At 57.0% G+C, this 14,489-nt stretch carries 16 protein-coding genes; 7 read left to right on the top strand and 9 right to left on the bottom strand.

What is annotated here, in order from left to right; translation table 11 throughout:
• Positions 1-66: 66 nt before the first annotated feature.
• Positions 67-360 (bottom strand): hypothetical protein, encoded by a 294-nt coding sequence (locus O77CONTIG1_RS12995; protein WP_068511192.1) that lies wholly within the window; start codon positions 358-360, stop codon positions 67-69.
• 88 nt (positions 361-448) lie between these two features.
• On the opposite strand from O77CONTIG1_RS12995, the gene O77CONTIG1_RS12990 reads away from it, so the two are divergent.
• The 3 genes from O77CONTIG1_RS12990 to O77CONTIG1_RS27940 all read left to right on the top strand — a co-directional run bounded on the left by O77CONTIG1_RS12990 (position 449) and on the right by O77CONTIG1_RS27940 (position 2,765).
• A complete protein-coding gene (locus O77CONTIG1_RS12990; RefSeq protein ID WP_068511190.1) occupies positions 449-1,207 on the top strand; it encodes a hypothetical protein in 759 nt (252 codons plus the stop codon).
• Positions 1,208-1,350: 143 nt separating this feature from the next.
• A complete protein-coding gene (locus O77CONTIG1_RS12985) occupies positions 1,351-2,640 on the top strand; it encodes a lysophospholipid acyltransferase family protein (protein ID WP_286132302.1) in 1,290 nt (429 codons plus the stop codon).
• A 2-nt stretch (positions 2,641-2,642) separates the two neighbouring features.
• On the top strand, positions 2,643-2,765 hold the full coding sequence (locus tag O77CONTIG1_RS27940; RefSeq protein ID WP_286132301.1) for a hypothetical protein: 123 nt from the start codon (positions 2,643-2,645) through the stop codon (positions 2,763-2,765).
• Positions 2,766-2,975: 210 nt separating this feature from the next.
• Here the strand turns inward: O77CONTIG1_RS27940 and O77CONTIG1_RS12980 are convergent, their stop codons facing one another.
• The 6 genes from O77CONTIG1_RS12980 to O77CONTIG1_RS12955 form a co-directional block, all read right to left on the bottom strand.
• Positions 2,976-3,785, bottom strand: a complete 810-nt coding sequence (locus tag O77CONTIG1_RS12980) for a branched-chain amino acid ABC transporter permease (protein ID WP_317134097.1) — start codon at positions 3,783-3,785, stop codon at positions 2,976-2,978.
• Between the two features lie 34 nt (positions 3,786-3,819).
• Positions 3,820-4,179, bottom strand: coding sequence for a DUF6464 family protein (locus O77CONTIG1_RS12975; protein WP_068511188.1), 360 nt, complete (start codon positions 4,177-4,179; stop codon positions 3,820-3,822).
• A gap of 167 nt (positions 4,180-4,346) precedes the next feature.
• Complete coding sequence (locus O77CONTIG1_RS12970; RefSeq protein WP_084782593.1) at positions 4,347-5,642, bottom strand: AI-2E family transporter; 1,296 nt, start codon at positions 5,640-5,642, stop codon at positions 4,347-4,349.
• 145 nt (positions 5,643-5,787) lie between these two features.
• Positions 5,788-6,165 carry a type II toxin-antitoxin system VapC family toxin gene (locus tag O77CONTIG1_RS12965; protein WP_068511186.1) on the bottom strand — a complete coding sequence of 126 codons (378 nt, stop codon included), beginning with the start codon at positions 6,163-6,165 and terminating at the stop codon, positions 5,788-5,790.
• Positions 6,165-6,380: a DUF2281 domain-containing protein gene (locus O77CONTIG1_RS12960; RefSeq protein ID WP_068511184.1), complete on the bottom strand. Its 216-nt coding sequence runs from the start codon at positions 6,378-6,380 to the stop codon at positions 6,165-6,167. The genes O77CONTIG1_RS12965 and O77CONTIG1_RS12960 overlap by 1 nt, the downstream gene beginning before the upstream one ends.
• 343 nt (positions 6,381-6,723) lie before the next feature.
• Positions 6,724-8,994 (bottom strand): hypothetical protein, encoded by a 2,271-nt coding sequence (locus tag O77CONTIG1_RS12955; RefSeq protein WP_156435236.1) that lies wholly within the window; start codon positions 8,992-8,994, stop codon positions 6,724-6,726.
• Between O77CONTIG1_RS12955 and O77CONTIG1_RS26875 the strand changes: the two genes are divergently transcribed.
• Both O77CONTIG1_RS26875 and proB read left to right on the top strand, forming a co-directional pair.
• Complete coding sequence (locus tag O77CONTIG1_RS26875; RefSeq protein ID WP_286132300.1) at positions 8,993-9,127, top strand: hypothetical protein; 135 nt, start codon at positions 8,993-8,995, stop codon at positions 9,125-9,127. The two genes, O77CONTIG1_RS12955 and O77CONTIG1_RS26875, sit on opposite strands and share 2 nt — an antisense overlap.
• 561 nt (positions 9,128-9,688) lie before the next feature.
• Positions 9,689-10,858, top strand: a complete 1,170-nt coding sequence (gene proB / locus O77CONTIG1_RS12950) for a glutamate 5-kinase (RefSeq protein WP_410503464.1) — start codon at positions 9,689-9,691, stop codon at positions 10,856-10,858.
• Between the two features lie 76 nt (positions 10,859-10,934).
• Here the strand turns inward: proB and O77CONTIG1_RS12945 are convergent, their stop codons facing one another.
• Entirely contained in the window at positions 10,935-11,630 is a 696-nt protein-coding gene (locus O77CONTIG1_RS12945; protein WP_068511179.1) for a riboflavin synthase, read from the bottom strand.
• A 715-nt stretch (positions 11,631-12,345) separates the two neighbouring features.
• On the opposite strand from O77CONTIG1_RS12945, the gene O77CONTIG1_RS12940 reads away from it, so the two are divergent.
• Positions 12,346-12,849, top strand: coding sequence for a bifunctional nuclease family protein (locus tag O77CONTIG1_RS12940; RefSeq protein ID WP_068511177.1), 504 nt, complete (start codon positions 12,346-12,348; stop codon positions 12,847-12,849).
• 140 nt (positions 12,850-12,989) lie between these two features.
• Here the strand turns inward: O77CONTIG1_RS12940 and O77CONTIG1_RS12935 are convergent, their stop codons facing one another.
• Positions 12,990-13,295 (bottom strand): DUF2499 domain-containing protein, encoded by a 306-nt coding sequence (locus tag O77CONTIG1_RS12935; RefSeq protein ID WP_068511174.1) that lies wholly within the window; start codon positions 13,293-13,295, stop codon positions 12,990-12,992.
• 127 nt (positions 13,296-13,422) lie between these two features.
• Here O77CONTIG1_RS12935 and csaB point away from each other — a divergent pair, with 127 nt between their 5' ends.
• Entirely contained in the window at positions 13,423-14,457 is a 1,035-nt protein-coding gene (gene csaB, locus O77CONTIG1_RS12930) for a polysaccharide pyruvyl transferase CsaB (RefSeq protein WP_068511172.1), read from the top strand.
• The last annotated feature ends 32 nt before the right edge of the window (positions 14,458-14,489 follow it).

The following is a 14,489-nucleotide window of genomic DNA, read 5'->3' as shown; positions in this document are numbered from 1 at the left end:
CCTTGTTGAGAGTGCAAACTGTACCTGTCTCCGCGCTTTACGGCTGATTCGCTGTAGACGCTATCCCTACGCCAAGTACGCGGCAGCGGACGGCACAGATTTCTTTTTGGCTCGGACGTGAAAAAATGTAACGGGAACTGCAAGCTTCATACAGCTTTCACAATCGAAAACAGAATTTTTTGTAAAAAAATACTTTAATGGCTTCACAAACAAGCTTCCAATCTTTCTGCCTTCGGGCAATTCAGCCAAAACCTGCAAAATCGAAAACCAAACTTCAAAATCCCCCGCTCTCCTGAACGTCGGCTTTCCCCATCCCATCAGTAGGGCTATCCCTAACCCAACATCAGCCCGCTCAGCCATCGGACGCGCCAGGATGGATCTATTGGGTAGAGAGCGGTGGGAGTTGCGTCTGCCCGATGATGATGTTGCGTTTGGTTGGGGAAAAACCATGACAAATTCAGTAAAAGAGCGCATTCAGGAAGATTTGCAAAAGGCGAAATCTGAGGGCAGGCTGCGGGCAGAGCGAATTCGGGAGATTGTAAAAACGGCTGTTTCCGAAGCGGTGGCGGAAGTCTCTCAAGGAACCGGAGAACTGAAGGCGATCGCCACCGATGCGCTAACGGCGGCCTTTGCGGTGGTGCGCGATCGCGCTGCGACCCGCACCGAAGACATGGCGGCATCGGTCGAAGGCGTAGTCGAAGGCATTGGCGAGGCTCACCGCGAGGCGATCGCCCAGGCCCAAACCCAGATCGACGACCTCCAGCAAACGCTGGATCACACCGATCGCCAGTTTGAGGAGGAAGTCACCGTGGCCCTGGCAACCGTTGATCTGCCAGAAGCCGAAGCCACCACCAAAACTCCCTTCAAGGTGCTAATTGACTTGGTTGTAAACGCAGTGAAGGAGCGGGAAATGTTTGATATGTTTCAGCAGCGCTATAACCATCTAAAGCAGCAGCTTGCTGAGTTGGACACCCGCCTGCAAGAGCGCTATGGCGATCGCTACGAAGAAGTGAAGCGTCAGATTGAAACGGCGCAAACCTGGTATGCCAACGCCAAAACCAAAGGCGAAACCCTGGGCAACGAGGCAAAACACTTCAAGCAAGTGGAGCTAGAAGAAAAAGCCGCTGACTTGGGCACAACTATCGCGCAGAAAGAAGCCGAAATTAAAGCCCAACTGCGGCAAATCGTGAACAGCGCCCTGCGCTAAGCGCTGAGCCGACTGATTCTCTGACACTCTCGAGGCCCCCGTTTCTGACAGAAGCGTGGGGCCTTGTATTGACAACGGTTTTGATCCAGTATTGTTAACCTAGCTCACGTCGCGCTTCGCATAAGCCAAAGGTCAGAAAGAACGTGTCTTGTTCAAAACATCGCGCATTTCCGGCGCTTTTGTTCATTCCCCAGCGCTTCAATCCAGCGGTGCTAATGGCGATGCGGGCGGCATTACCGCTCTTGTTTCGGCTCCGTGTTCGTCCGTGGCTGCCGACAGGAATTTCCCATGTCGAGGTTGTGAACGCCAAAGAACTGGCGCTGCTCTATAGGCGGTTTCAGGCGGGTGAAGTTCGATTCATCTTGGCATTCCGCCATCCAGAAGTAGACGATCCGTTTTCCATGCTGTATCTGCTGTCCAGTGGTGTTCCTCAAGCGGCGCGAGAGCATGACATTCCCCTGCGATCGCCCGTGCATTCTCACTTCGTCTACGACCGGGGCATGACCATCTGGGCCGGCGACTGGCTGGGCTGGCTGTTTTCGCGGCTGGGCGGCATCCCGATTCACCGGGGCAAGCGGCTGGATCGCACAGGTCTGCGGGCGGCGCGGGAGCTATTGCTCAACGGACAGTTTCCATTGGCGATCGCCCCCGAAGGAGCCACCAACGGACATAGCGAAACCGTCAGCCCGCTAGAACCCGGCGTGGCGCAGTTGGGCTTTTGGTGCGCGGAGGATTTGCGAAAAAAGGGGCGATCGGAGCAGGTCTACATTGTGCCGATTGGCATTCGCTACACCTACGCCAAACCCATCTGGATGCGGCTCGATCGGCTGCTGAGTCGGCTAGAGCGGGATACGGGGCTGCCGCCGCTGGTGCAGAATGAGGGGTCGAGCGCAGACCTTCGCTATCAGCGCGTGCTGCGGCTGGCAGATCACCTGCTGTCGGAAATGGAGGGATTTTACCGTCGTTTCTACCCGCAGTATCTCATGCCTGAAGCAGATTCCAAGTTAGAGCCGGATGAGCGCGTCAATCAACGCCTGATGCGACGGCTGAATGTGCTGCTAGACGCTGCCCTCCGCGCTGCTGAAGCGCACTTTCGACTGGAGGCGCAGGGCACGATTATCGACCGCTGCCGTCGGCTAGAGGAAGCAGGCTGGAACGCGATTTATCGAGAAGACCTGCCCGCAGATTTCGCGGCTCTGTCCCCATTCCAGCGCGGACTGGCCGATTGGGGCGCGGAGGAAGCGGAAATTCGCCTGCGGCATATGCGCCTGGTGGAAAGCTTTGTGGCGGTGACGGCCGACTATCTCCAAAACCAGCCAACGGCGGAGCGCTTTGCTGAAATGACCTTGCTGATGTTTGACCTAGTGGCGCGGATCAAGGGGCGACGACATGCCCTGCCCGTCCGCGTTTGGGCTGGCGACGGAGCCGTGTGACGGTGGGAACGCCGATTTGTGTGAGCGATCGCCAGTTGGACTACCAGCGGGATCACACCTCGGCGAAGCAGGCAGTTGCAGACCTAACGCAGGATCTGCAAGCAGCACTGGAGCAGTTAATCTAGTGCTGTGTTACAGCTAGAACCTGGGTTGGTAGTAAGCGCTTTAGCGCTGAATCGCTTACTACGAGACAAGGCATCACCCTAAAACTAAACCATGACACTGCTCTAGGCTGGATTTTGATTGGTTAGATTTAGCAATGCCTTTGCAGCGCTGCTAAACCATGCCGCGAAATAACCCCTGCGGCCGCACCAGCAGCACCAAAATCATGACCATTAGCGCGATGCCCAGCTTATATTCCGAAGGCAAAACGTAGGTGCTGAGTTCCTGCGCGATGCCGATGATATAGGCTCCCGGCGATCGCCCCGTAGGGATTGCCAATGCCACCCCAAAATCACCGACGCAAACATCGGCATAATCAAAAACCAGCCCATATTGGGGCGCACAGCCGTAATCAGCCCAAACATTCCCCCAGCGATCGCCGTCAGCCCCGCTGCCAGCACCCACGTCCAGATCACCACCCGGTCTACGTTGATGCCCGACACCCGCGCCAGGTCAGTGTTGTCCGCGACGGCCCGCATGGCCTTGCCGATTTTGGTATGTTGCAGCAGGTAGTGCAGTCCGGCGATCGCCAAAATCGCCAGCCCCACCACAATCAGCCGCGTCGGCGCAATCCGCACGCCAAACATATCCAGCGCCGTCGCCACGGGCAGATCATAGCGCTGGTTTTCGGGGCCCCAGAGCAGCGTAATGCCGTTTCGCAAAAACAGCGCCAGCCCGATGGAAATGATAATCAGCGTGGTGGACGAAGCACGGCGATCGCGCATGGGCGACCACAGCAGCTTTTCGCTCAGCAGCGCCACCCCAATCGTCAGGACTGCCCCAATCAAGATCGATAGCCAGATATTCACGCCGTTCAGGTTTGCCGTCAGCGTCAGGTATGCACCCAGCGTCATCAGGTCGCCGTGGGCAAAGTTTGCCAGCCGCAAAATGCCGTAGGTCAGCGTCAGCCCCACCGCCGCCAGCGCAATCACGCTGCCCACCGCCACGCCATTTACCAAAAGCTGCACCAGTTGCTGATCCATTTTTGCTAGCCTTTTTTTCGTTAAGCTTGAGCGGTTACTGAGCAGTGGGTTCAAAAAAGCGGCAGCCCTGACACGGCCCGTCGGGATTTACCGCACAGCGCACCAGCTCAGAACGGGCGCTATAGGCGCAGGCCGCATTGCCCAGCACCCAGCGCCCCTGAAACCAGCTCCGCTCCTCCGGTCGGGGAGCCGCCTGCACATACAGCGCAATCTTGTGCAGCCGATATTTGCCCCGCTTATATTGATAGCAGTGGTGCCGCTCCAAAACGGCGTAGGTTTCGCCCTCAACGTCGAGATAAGCTCCCGGCTGTGGGTTCCAGTCCAGCTTTAGACTGCCGATGGTCTGGCGCGGGTGGCTGAGAATAACCTCAGTGGGTAGAGACTCTTGCTCCATTGACCGTATTGCACTTTACACAGTTTGCAAGTTATGTGAGATGGTATCGCATTTATACCCATCTCCCCCGGCAACTTATTTCATCTTTAACGTTTTATGGCGTTTTGGGGCAAATTTGGGCACTCAGTCTGGGAGAAATGGTTTGGGGAAGGCCGGGGAAAAGATGGCTAATTGCTTTGCTCGGAGCTTCCGTCTGGGGAGCCAGACTCCGCCGAAGGGTCTGAACGGCCTGGATTGTCAGCGATGTAGCTGGTTTCAGCGATCGCATCGGACGGGGCCTTCGGCGGGTTGGTCGTCGGGTCGGTTGCGTCTGGGCACTCGGCGGTGGTGGCGCTATGAGGAGGGGTATGGGTGGAAAAGCCGGATGAACAGGCCGCAGGAGCGATCGCCCCCGCTTGGTTGTCTAACAAGTGGCTTTCTTGTTCCCGATGCTCAAATTCAGGATTCGTCCACTGATCCAGCACATCGCGAATGACCACTTCGCGCAGCAAGATGCGGACGATAATTACCAGCGGAATCGCCAGAAACAGCCCCAAAAATCCAAAAAAGGACGCAAAGGCAAACTGCGCCAACAGCGTCACCGCAGGCAGCAGCGACACCTGATGCCCCATCACCAGGGGTACTAAGAGAAACTGCTCAAGCTGCTGGATCAAAATGTAGGCAATCAGCACGCCCAGCGCCTTGACGGGAGAATCGATCAGGGCGATCGCCACAGGCGCAATGGTACTCAGCACAGGACCCAGGTTGGGAATCGCCTCCATCAGCCCCGCCACCAGCGCATTGGCCAGCACCAGCTTCACGCCCAAAATGTGCAGCACGATGCCGCTGACAATCGCAATCACCACCATGTTGATCAGCGTGCCAATAATCCAGCCCACCAGATCCGCCTCGCACATTGTCAAAATCTCGTCGGCGCGGCGGCGATAAAACGACGGCACCAGCCGCAAAAAACCCTGGCGATAGGGCTGCGGGTTGATCAGCAGCATGATGGTCAGCATCAGCACAAACAGAAAGCTGACACCGACATTAAAGAATCCAGAAAACGCCCGAAAGAAATTGTTGGCCAGTCCCGACACAAACGGCTGAAGCTGGTTAAATAGCTCGTTGAAATTGGGCACCAGACCCGCTGCCCCACCCGGCAGCCGAGCCGTTAGCCAGTCCAGCCCCAGCCGGAGCTGGCTCAACCCTTGGGGCACAAGCTCTGTCAGCAGTTGAAACTGATCCAGAAACGGCGGCACGATGATCGCCACAAACAGGGTCATGATTAGCAGCAGGCCCACAATGGAGACAATCGACGCAGCCCCGCGTGGAATACCATGCTTGCCCATCCAGCGCACCAGCCGATTCAGCGCTGTGGCAAAGACAACGCCAACAAACATCAGCAGCAGCAATTGCTGAATCGACCAGAGAATATAGATGGCCGCAATCAAGGCCAGCAGCCCGATCCATTGTCCAAGTTTCATGGGCTTTAGTTCATTCGCCGGATGAGGGGTATGAGGGGCGATCACAGGTCTCCGCGATTATCTTAAGGGAAACCGCTGAATGGAATCCGCCAACCACTAGCTTAATTTTTAGCCACAGATCCTCTACAAAAAGGCTCAGATTGGCTCATGCCCACAACCGCCGAATCGGATACGCATCAAACGCCGAATCAGCGCTGACAATACTCATAGCGTGGTTAATGGATTGGGCAATCAGCATCCGATCAAACGGATCTCGATGGCAAAGCGGTAGATCAACATATCGCTTGATGTCTTCAAAAGAAATCGTCAGAATTTTAATATCAAGATCGGCTAGAAAACCTGTTAGTTTTTGAAACTCAAGTTGTAATTCCAGTTTACCAACAGAAATTTTTATAGCGACTTCCAATAGGGCAATAATGCTAACAAAAACATCATTGCTGACCTCAATCATCTGCTTAATTTGTGGAGGCAGCCTGGGATCATCTTCTAGAAACCAAAGAAGGACATGAGTATCGAATAGCATTACATATAATCCTTTAAGTCCTCAAGAGGAGCGTCGAAATCATCTGCCATCCAAATCTTCCCTTTCAATAAACCTGCTTTGCGTTTCTTAGGTTCAACCTGCACAGACACGTCCGGGACGTATTTATCTAGCAAGAACTCGATATAGTGCAGGACTTCTGTTTGCAAAGGTTCAGGTAATTTCTCTAGCTTTTCTACAATCGCTGGCTGGAGCATAGTTCTCCCTTCCCTAAAGTTTTGACCAGAATCACAGTTGCGATTTCTATCTTGAATTATGAATCAAGAACCTATGCATCATCCAGTATTTATCCAATACACTTTTGGAATGCCCCTGGATGGCGCTCTGAAGGAATGACTGCTTGGGAATAGATTTATGTATCGATTAGAAGACAATGCATCCTTGGCTGGCTTGAAATTAATCGCCCTCAAACGCTTTTAGCCGGCCGTAGGGTTCGCTGTCAGGAAATGGGTATCAGGAAATGGGCATCAGGAAATGGGTAAATTAGGTGGCTGCAAGGTCGTCTAATTTCAACACTTTTGCAAACTGAGGCTTGGCTGGCTAGTAGGGCGGTGGTGCTTCGTAGACGTAGGCAGGTTCAGAAGGATAGGGTTCGGGAGCGATCGCCCCTTCGGCTGGTGCATACTCGGTTCTGGCGGCTTCGTCCCTAGTCGCTTCGCTGCTGGCGGCTTCGGCTTCCTGGGCGCGGCGGCTGGCGAGAATTTCGTCGCGCTGGGCACGCCACTGGGCGATCGCCTGCTGGGCTTCGGCATAGAGGGGGCGATCGCGGGCGATCTGGGCGGCGGTGTCGATAGCCTGCGACAGGCGGACACGGGCCGCTAGGGCGCGGGCTTCGTCGAGGTGCTTGCGGTCTTCGGCAATGCGGACTTCTTCGAGCCGGGCGTTCCAGGTCTGGATGGCGGCTTGCGCTTCGGCATGGAGGGCGCGATCGCGCCCAATTTGCTCCGCCATGCGGATAGCGCGAGAAAGATTGCCGCTCTGGGCAGTGCGGGTGGCTTCTTCTAGAATAGGGCGATCTTCCAGGGTTTGGATCTGGCGGTTCCAGGTGGCGATCGCCTGCTCAGCCTCGGCCCACAGGGCGCGGTTGCGAGGAATTTGGCGGGCGGCGGCGATCGCCGCTTGCAGGTCAGCAACTTGCCCCGGTTCGGCCAGCGCCTGCGCCTGCAAAAACTGCGGCATGTCCTGAATCCGCTGGGTCTCCTGCTGCCAGTGGGCGGCTAGAGTTTGCGCCTGGAGGCGACGCGGGCGATCGGGCGCGATCTGCTGAGCGAGGCGGCTGGCCCAGTCCAACGTCGTGCGCTGACCCAGGCTGGCCAACAGTCCGGCTGTTTGCAACTGGCGTAGGTCGTCGAGGGCGGCGTGCTGGGTGTTTAGCTCGGTCTGGGCAATGGTATAAAAGGCGCTGCTGGTGGGAATCTCACTGAGGGCGGCGATCGCCTCGCGCACGCTCCAAACCTGGCGCAACGACGGCAGCCATTGGGTCGCTGGTTCCGCAATCAGCCGCTGGGCGTGGGCTAGCCGCAGCAGGTTTTGCCCCTCTCCCGTGAGGTGATTGACCAGATCGGGCGGCACTTGCTGCGCCAGCGCCAGGGCCCCGCTACGATCGCCCGCTTGCCATTGCCGCAGCGCCAGATCCAGCAGCGCCCCACTCCAAGCTTGCAAATCAGCCTGAGCCGTTTCCCACGCCAGGGTTTGCGGATCGATCTGCTGCACCAGGGCGATCGCCGCCTGGAGGCTGGTAAGAGTTTGGTGGCCCACCACCTGCCGCGCCTGGGTCAGCAGCTTGTGCGCTGTCTGCTCTTGCAGAATCTGCCGGGTCAGCGCTTCCATGCGGTGCGTCCGCCAGTATTCGCTTTCGACCTGCCCCAGCGCCGTGACTTGCTCCGCCGCCAGGTTCCAGTCCTGGTTTCGCAGCGCATCCTGTGCTTTGTTCCAAATCTGTTCGCCCTGCTGCCACTGCGCTTGCCACTGGGCGATCGCCGCCTGCGCTTCGGCATAGATCGGACTATTAGGGGGAATGTGTCGCACGACCGACAGCGCCTCCTGCACACCGCTGCTCTCCAGTCGCGCCTCGGCCGCGTCCAAGATCTGCGCCGACCACTCCGCCAATAGCGACTGCCCTTCCCGATAGAGCGGATGATCGGCCGGCCAGGCAGCCACCAGATTCACGGCTGCCGTCAGGTCGGCGAGATGCCCCGACTTTGCCGCCTCCCGCGCACAAAAGAGCCGCTCGGCATCGGCCGCTGCAAAGGTGATTTTGGCGCAGTTGGGCGGCTCTGGCAGGCGCGTCAGCCACTCCAGCGACTTAATCCCCAGCCCCACTAGCCCAAAAAACGTTAGCACCCACAGCAGCGACCACGCGAGCGATCGCCCCAATTGCCGATAGCGCTGCCACGCCATAGGACGATTCAGCCATTGCCAAACGCGGTGAAGAGAGGAAGGCGATCGCCCTCGTCGGGGACGACGCTGGCGGGGCAGACCGGGCGACACCAGAACCCTAGGGCGAGTTTTGGTCGTAGGCGACATTGCAGAACGAGAAGTGGGGCGAGAAGTGGGGCGGGAAGCAGCCGTTGCCAACGCAGCTTTGCGGGCGCGGCGGGCACGCTGTGGGGGCGTAAACCGACCCGCTGGAATGTTGGGCGCACCTGGCAGCAGGCGATCGCCCCCTATCCGCTCCTCCACGCGCCCAGTGGGCAGCATCCGCGACTCAGCCCTGCCCTGAAGCGGCTGGCGAACAGTCGAGCGAAAGCTGTTGATGTAAAAAGCGTCTCGATGGGCAGAATCACGCGGTGGTAAGGAGTCTCGCTTCATGAGCAATATCTACAGCGGTATTCAAGAGACGGGACAGCCAGCGACTCAAAATGGGGCGATCGCCCAGGCGGTCGGACGCAGTTGCCAGGGAGCATTCCGTAGAGAGCATTGCGTAGATGGTAGCGAACTCTAGCGGCTCCACTACAAAAAGTTTGCCAGATCGATGTAACGAAGCTGTTACATCTTGAAACCTGGCTCCATCATCTGAAATATAAAGAAAATATTAGAAATCGTGGAAATTCTGAGAAAGCCTGTGAATCTATAAGTAAGCAGACGGGGACAGCGTAATAAAGTCCCTGGACGATAAATCTAGTTGTTAAAGCCAGAGCGTCAGTTTCCGGGTTATGCGGGAGTTGGCGCTCTCTTTTATTGACTTTATTGACTTTATTGACCTTTATTGAACGCGGTGTACGGCTTTCAATCTGCCCTCATTCCCCAGCCCCTTCTTCTAGGTCGGGAGAAGGGGAGCCAGATCTGCGAATTACGGATAGGACTTACGCAGTTGGACGATTTCTCGTAGGCTGCGACCACGAGAAATCGTCCAACACCCAGAAAATTTAATCGCAAGGGCGTAGGTCATAACGGAATTGAGATTACGGAATAATGTTGTGGGAGAGTTCAGGCATGGAATTCCCGCGATCGCGCTTCCAGCCTTCCTCCATAGAGCTTTTCTTATTCCCGCAGTTCTCAAACCATGACTCAAACGGTTTCCCAGCCCGGTTCCCAGCCCGGTTCCCAGCCAGTTTCCCAGTCTGCAATGCAGACAATCGTGGTGAAAATTGGCACCTCCAGTCTGACGCAGCCCGAAACCGGATACCTGGCGATCGCCACCATTGCCAAGCTGGTTGAGGCGCTGTGTCAACTGCGGCGACAGGGGCATCAGGTGATCCTCGTCTCCTCTGGAGCGGTGGGCGTGGGCTGTGCGCGACTGGGAATGACAGAACGCCCTCGCACCATTGCCATGAAGCAGGCCGTGGCAGCCGTGGGGCAGGGGCGGCTAATGCGGGTGTATGATGACTTTTTTTCTTCGCTGGATCAGCCCATTGCCCAGGTGTTGCTGACCCGCAGCGACTTGGTGCAGCGCAGCCGCTATGTCAATGCCTATCGCACCTTTCGGCAATTGCTGAAGCTAGGCGTAATCCCGATCGTGAACGAAAACGACACGCTGGCCGTCGAGGAACTCAAGTTCGGCGACAACGATACGCTGTCGGCGCTGGTGGCGAGTTTGGTAGAAGCAGACTGGCTGTTTTTGCTGACGGATGTGGATCGGCTCTATTCCGCTGATCCACGCTATCACCCAGAGGCGCAGCCCATCAGCCTGGTGGACGACATTGCCGCGCTGGCAGAACAGGTAGAGGTGGGCGATCGCGGCACCAGTTGGGGCACGGGCGGCATGGTGACGAAGATCTCGGCGGCGAAGATTGCGACGGCGGCGGGCGTGCGGACGGTGATTACCGAAGGGCGATCGCCCGACAATATTGCCCAAATCCTCGCCGGAGCCGCCCTCGGCACTCAGTTTGAGCCAGAAAACCAGCCCTTTAATGCCCGCAAGCGCTGGATTGCCCACGGGCTGGTTCCTGCGGGCAAGCTCTATCTAGACAAAGGCGCAGTCAACGCCATTCGACAGGCAGGCAAATCGCTGTTGGCGGCGGGCATCGCCGAAGTGGAGGGCGAATTTCAGCCCCAGGACGCAGTGCAGCTCTGCGACCAGAGCGGTCAGGAAATCGCCCGTGGCATCGTCAACTACAGCAGCGCGGAACTCCAGCAAATTCGCGGTCGCCACTCCGACGACATTCCCAAAATCCTGGGTTATGCAGGCGCAGAAACCGTGGTGCATCGCGACAACCTGGTGCTGAGTAATTAGCTCAATCCCCTCCATCTCAAACTGGGAACAAGCTGGCGATCCACAAACACCCTATCCACAAACACCCAGCTACCAGCTATAAGTAGCCGTGTTCTGCCAAAAAAGCAGGCGTGAGCGAATCAGGTAACGCATCTTCTGTTCCCTGAGCCTCGAATCCCTGAGCCTCGAATGGGGTGGCATCTCCCAACCGGAGAAACTTTTCGACGTACTTGCCCAGGATGTCGCCTTCTAGGTTGACGCGATCGCCCGGCTTAAGGTGCTGCAAGTTCGTTTCAGCATAGGTCAGCGGGATCACTGCCACGGTGAACCAACTGCCTGCCGCGTCGCAATCGGCCACCGTCAGGCTGATGCCGTTGACCGCAATGCTGCCCTTGGGCACAATGTAGCGAGCCACGCGGCGATCGCGCACCGAAAACCGCATCTCCCAGGAGGTTTCCGTAGGGACAGCGGATTCTAAGTAGCCCGCCCCGTCTACGTGCCCCGTCACAAAATGCCCGCCCAGCTTGCTGCCCACCCGCAGAGAGGCTTCCAGGTTTACAGGCATTTCGACATTCCGCCGTCCCAGCGCTGTGCGATCCAGCGTTTCGGGCGACACGGCCGCCACAAAGCCATCCGCCAAACAGCGCATCACCGTCAAGCAAACGCCGTCTACCGCCACGCTGTCCCCTAGTTCCAAATCGCGGAGCAGGCGAGCATCCTTGCAGGTCACTTGCACCTCCGTTTCGCTGAGAGTAGACAGGGTTCCGAGCGTTTGAATCAGTCCAGTGAACACAGCAACATCTCCTTAGAAAAGGGACTGGAGGATCGGGACAGGTTTAACCAACGGGTCACCCTTGTCAAGGGTTGTGCCGTCTGATCTGCCTTCCTTTATCTACACGGTCTTAACCTTACATTTTTTGGAAAACCTTCAGCATTGGGGCTGTCGATTCGTCGGTGCTTCAGGGCATACTGGAGTTCAATCGAACCGTTGAGGAGATGATTTTTTCAGGAAAAACTGATACATTTGAACTAAAACAACCCTGCAATCTACCGTTCAGCGACCTGTGACTCCCTCAAACTTGCGCTGAGCGCTGAAAACTTTGGTTCTAACGTTATAAACCCCGCAACTTCAACCCGACTTAGACCCAACTCTAAGGCTGACCGGATAGCCCCAAAAGCGAATTGAACTCATTAGCTGATCTTGTCATACTGGACTGAGGCTAGGATCTAGGAAGTTGCTTCGATGCTGGCGATCGCAAATTGAGTGATTAAGCCTCAAAAGCTTAAGTCTCAAGATGCGTCACACCATTCTCCTGTAACACTCGGAGGCATCTCAAATATTAGAGGTTTTGATCTGGTTTTGACTGGGTTTTGGCTTCTAGTTTCGTGTCTCAACGACCCGCCTGATCCATTGGGCTTGGTGCTAGGCTATATCAAGCTCAAGGGTTTCACAGATCCAGTCCCCGCCTTTCCATCCCTTTGCTGAACGGATTCTAGAGGCTAGATGAATGATTGAGATGAAAGTCGCTGGAATTGCCCTAGAGGCAGCCTCCCGTAGCCCTTTGGTGCTGCTGCGAGACGCATCCGAACGACGGCAGCTTCCGATCTATATCGCCCACGATCAGGCTCGCGCTATCATGAGCGCGATCGAGAACCAGACTCCGCCCCGTCCCCTCACCCACGATTTGCTGGTCAATATTCTGGATGAATGCGACTTGACGGTTGAGCGGGTTGTCATTCATTCGCTTCAAGACAACACGTTTTACGCCATCCTGACGATTCGCCAGGGCGAAGTCCGCAAAGAAATCGACGCTCGTCCCAGTGATGCGATCGTGATTGCCATCCGCACGCGCAGCCCGATCTGGGTGATGGAGGAGGTCGTTGCCGATGCGTCTTACCCAGTGGACACGGATGCCGACGAAGCAGAGCGCCAGGCCTTCCGCGACTTTCTCTCGAACCTGCGCCCAGAGGATTTCACGCAGCGGGGGCAGTCTAAAAGTAGTGAGGGGTAGTTGTGAGGGATAGCCCAGGCTCTCAGGATTTTGGATTTTGGATTTTGGGAGTTTGGTGAAAGAACTGGAGGGTTAAGTTGGGCGATCGCCCCTTGCCCTTATTTTTTTTGCCCCAATCTCTTTGCCCTCAATTTTTTGCCCTATTCGTTTGCAGGTCGAGTGGCTCGCCAGATCCACCAGCCCGCGATGCAAAGCGTAACATTGCCCAGAACGGTCGTCGCCGCCTGCACCGTCACCAGCCACTCCAACTGGGGCGCATTGTCGAAAAAGTGCCAGGTGCAGGCACACATGGCGCTGATCAGCACAGGCAGCATTCCCCAGGAGAGCGATCGCCAGGCGGGCTGCTGCGACACGTCAGCATAGACCCACACCAGCCAGATGGCGGCGATCCACTCCACCACGCTTGAAATATGAATGATCCAGGTGGGAATTGAGAGGGCGTGCATAGGCAGAACCGGGGACAACTCGTGGCATGATTTTTGGGGGAACAGAAGGGAAGAGGGAAGAACGAAGAGGGAAGAACGAAGAGGGAAGAGGGAAGAGCGAAAGTCTAAGGTTCAGTATAAACAATCCATGCGGGCGGTTTTGTGTGGCTACTATGGCAAGGGGAATGGCGGCGACGAGGCGCTGCTGGCGACGCTGTTGCAAATGCTGCCGCCCCAGGTAACGCCGCTGGTGCTGTCGGGCGATCCGGCGGAGACGGCAACTCGGTTTGGGGTGGAGGCGTGCGATCGCATGAATGCCGCACAAGTTCTGCAAGCACTCCGTCGGTCGGATGCCTTTATCTGGGGCGGCGGCAGTCTCATGCAAGATGCGACCAGCGCCGTGAATCCCTGGTATTATGGCGGGCTAATGCTGACTGCCCAGCGCCTGGGGCTAAAAACCATTGCCTGGGCCCAGGGCGTGGGGCCGCTGCATCGTGCGCCCAGTCGGTGGCTGGCCCGGCGAGCGTTTACTGGATGTCAGGGCGTGAGTGTGCGCGATCGCCCCTCTGCGGAACTGCTCACCGCCTGGGATATACCTGTAACATTGGCTCCCGACCCGGTGTGGGTGTTGCAGGGTCGCCCGGTGCCGGGGCTGTGGGATTTGCCCGCGCCGCGAGTGGCCGTTGCCCTGCGCCCCCATGTGGCGTTGACCGAGGCCCGATTGCACAGGCTGGGCCGGGCCCTGGCGATGTTTCAGCAGGCAACCCAGACCCACGTACTGCTGGTTCCGTTCCAACCCGTGCAAGATGGGGCGATCGCCCAAACGCTGCATACTTATCTGCCCGACCACAGCACCGTTCTGACGCTCACTGACCCGCTCCAGCTTGCCGGGCTGTTTCAAGGCGTGGAACTGGCGATCGCCATGCGTCTGCACGGTCTGATCATGGCCGCCGCCCATCAGTGCCGCTGCTTTGCCATTAGCTACGACCCCAAAGTCAGCCGCCTGATGGACGAATATCAGCTTCCGGGCTGGGAACTGGATCAAATTCCCGACGATGCTGCGGCCATCAGCCACACCTGGATCGATCTCTACGCCAACGGAGACGGACTTTCTGCCGACCAACTCGCTGCCATTGGCGATCGCGCCGCCATCCACCGCGACCTGCTCGCCCAGCTCCTCTGATATCCAAGTCTCGACTTTAGATTTGCGATTTT

The organism is Leptolyngbya sp. O-77, assembly GCF_001548395.1.
In the GTDB taxonomy this organism is placed as follows: domain Bacteria; phylum Cyanobacteriota; class Cyanobacteriia; order Elainellales; family Elainellaceae; genus Thermoleptolyngbya.
The sequence above is the reverse complement of the archived record's forward strand: the minus strand, read 5'-3'. Positions and strand labels throughout refer to the sequence as shown.

What these genes read in the sequence shown, in the direction of transcription:
- O77CONTIG1_RS12960 (WP_068511184.1), bottom strand. Translation starts at nt 6,380, where the DNA reads ATGCTCCAGCCAGCGATTGTAGAAAAGCTAGAGAAATTACCTGAACCT.
- proB (WP_410503464.1), top strand. Translation starts at nt 9,689, where the DNA reads ATGACTCAAACGGTTTCCCAGCCCGGTTCCCAGCCCGGTTCCCAGCCA.
- O77CONTIG1_RS12995 (WP_068511192.1), bottom strand. Translation starts at nt 360, where the DNA reads ATGGCTGAGCGGGCTGATGTTGGGTTAGGGATAGCCCTACTGATGGGA.
- O77CONTIG1_RS12990 (WP_068511190.1), top strand. Translation starts at nt 449, where the DNA reads ATGACAAATTCAGTAAAAGAGCGCATTCAGGAAGATTTGCAAAAGGCG.
- csaB (WP_068511172.1), top strand. Translation starts at nt 13,423, where the DNA reads ATGCGGGCGGTTTTGTGTGGCTACTATGGCAAGGGGAATGGCGGCGAC.
- O77CONTIG1_RS12935 (WP_068511174.1), bottom strand. Translation starts at nt 13,295, where the DNA reads ATGCACGCCCTCTCAATTCCCACCTGGATCATTCATATTTCAAGCGTG.
- O77CONTIG1_RS12955 (WP_156435236.1), bottom strand. Translation starts at nt 8,994, where the DNA reads ATGAAGCGAGACTCCTTACCACCGCGTGATTCTGCCCATCGAGACGCT.
- O77CONTIG1_RS12975 (WP_068511188.1), bottom strand. Translation starts at nt 4,179, where the DNA reads ATGGAGCAAGAGTCTCTACCCACTGAGGTTATTCTCAGCCACCCGCGC.
- O77CONTIG1_RS12940 (WP_068511177.1), top strand. Translation starts at nt 12,346, where the DNA reads ATGATTGAGATGAAAGTCGCTGGAATTGCCCTAGAGGCAGCCTCCCGT.
- O77CONTIG1_RS12980 (WP_317134097.1), bottom strand. Translation starts at nt 3,785, where the DNA reads ATGGATCAGCAACTGGTGCAGCTTTTGGTAAATGGCGTGGCGGTGGGC.
- O77CONTIG1_RS12965 (WP_068511186.1), bottom strand. Translation starts at nt 6,165, where the DNA reads ATGCTATTCGATACTCATGTCCTTCTTTGGTTTCTAGAAGATGATCCC.
- O77CONTIG1_RS12970 (WP_084782593.1), bottom strand. Translation starts at nt 5,642, where the DNA reads ATGAAACTTGGACAATGGATCGGGCTGCTGGCCTTGATTGCGGCCATC.
- O77CONTIG1_RS26875 (WP_286132300.1), top strand. Translation starts at nt 8,993, where the DNA reads ATGAGCAATATCTACAGCGGTATTCAAGAGACGGGACAGCCAGCGACT.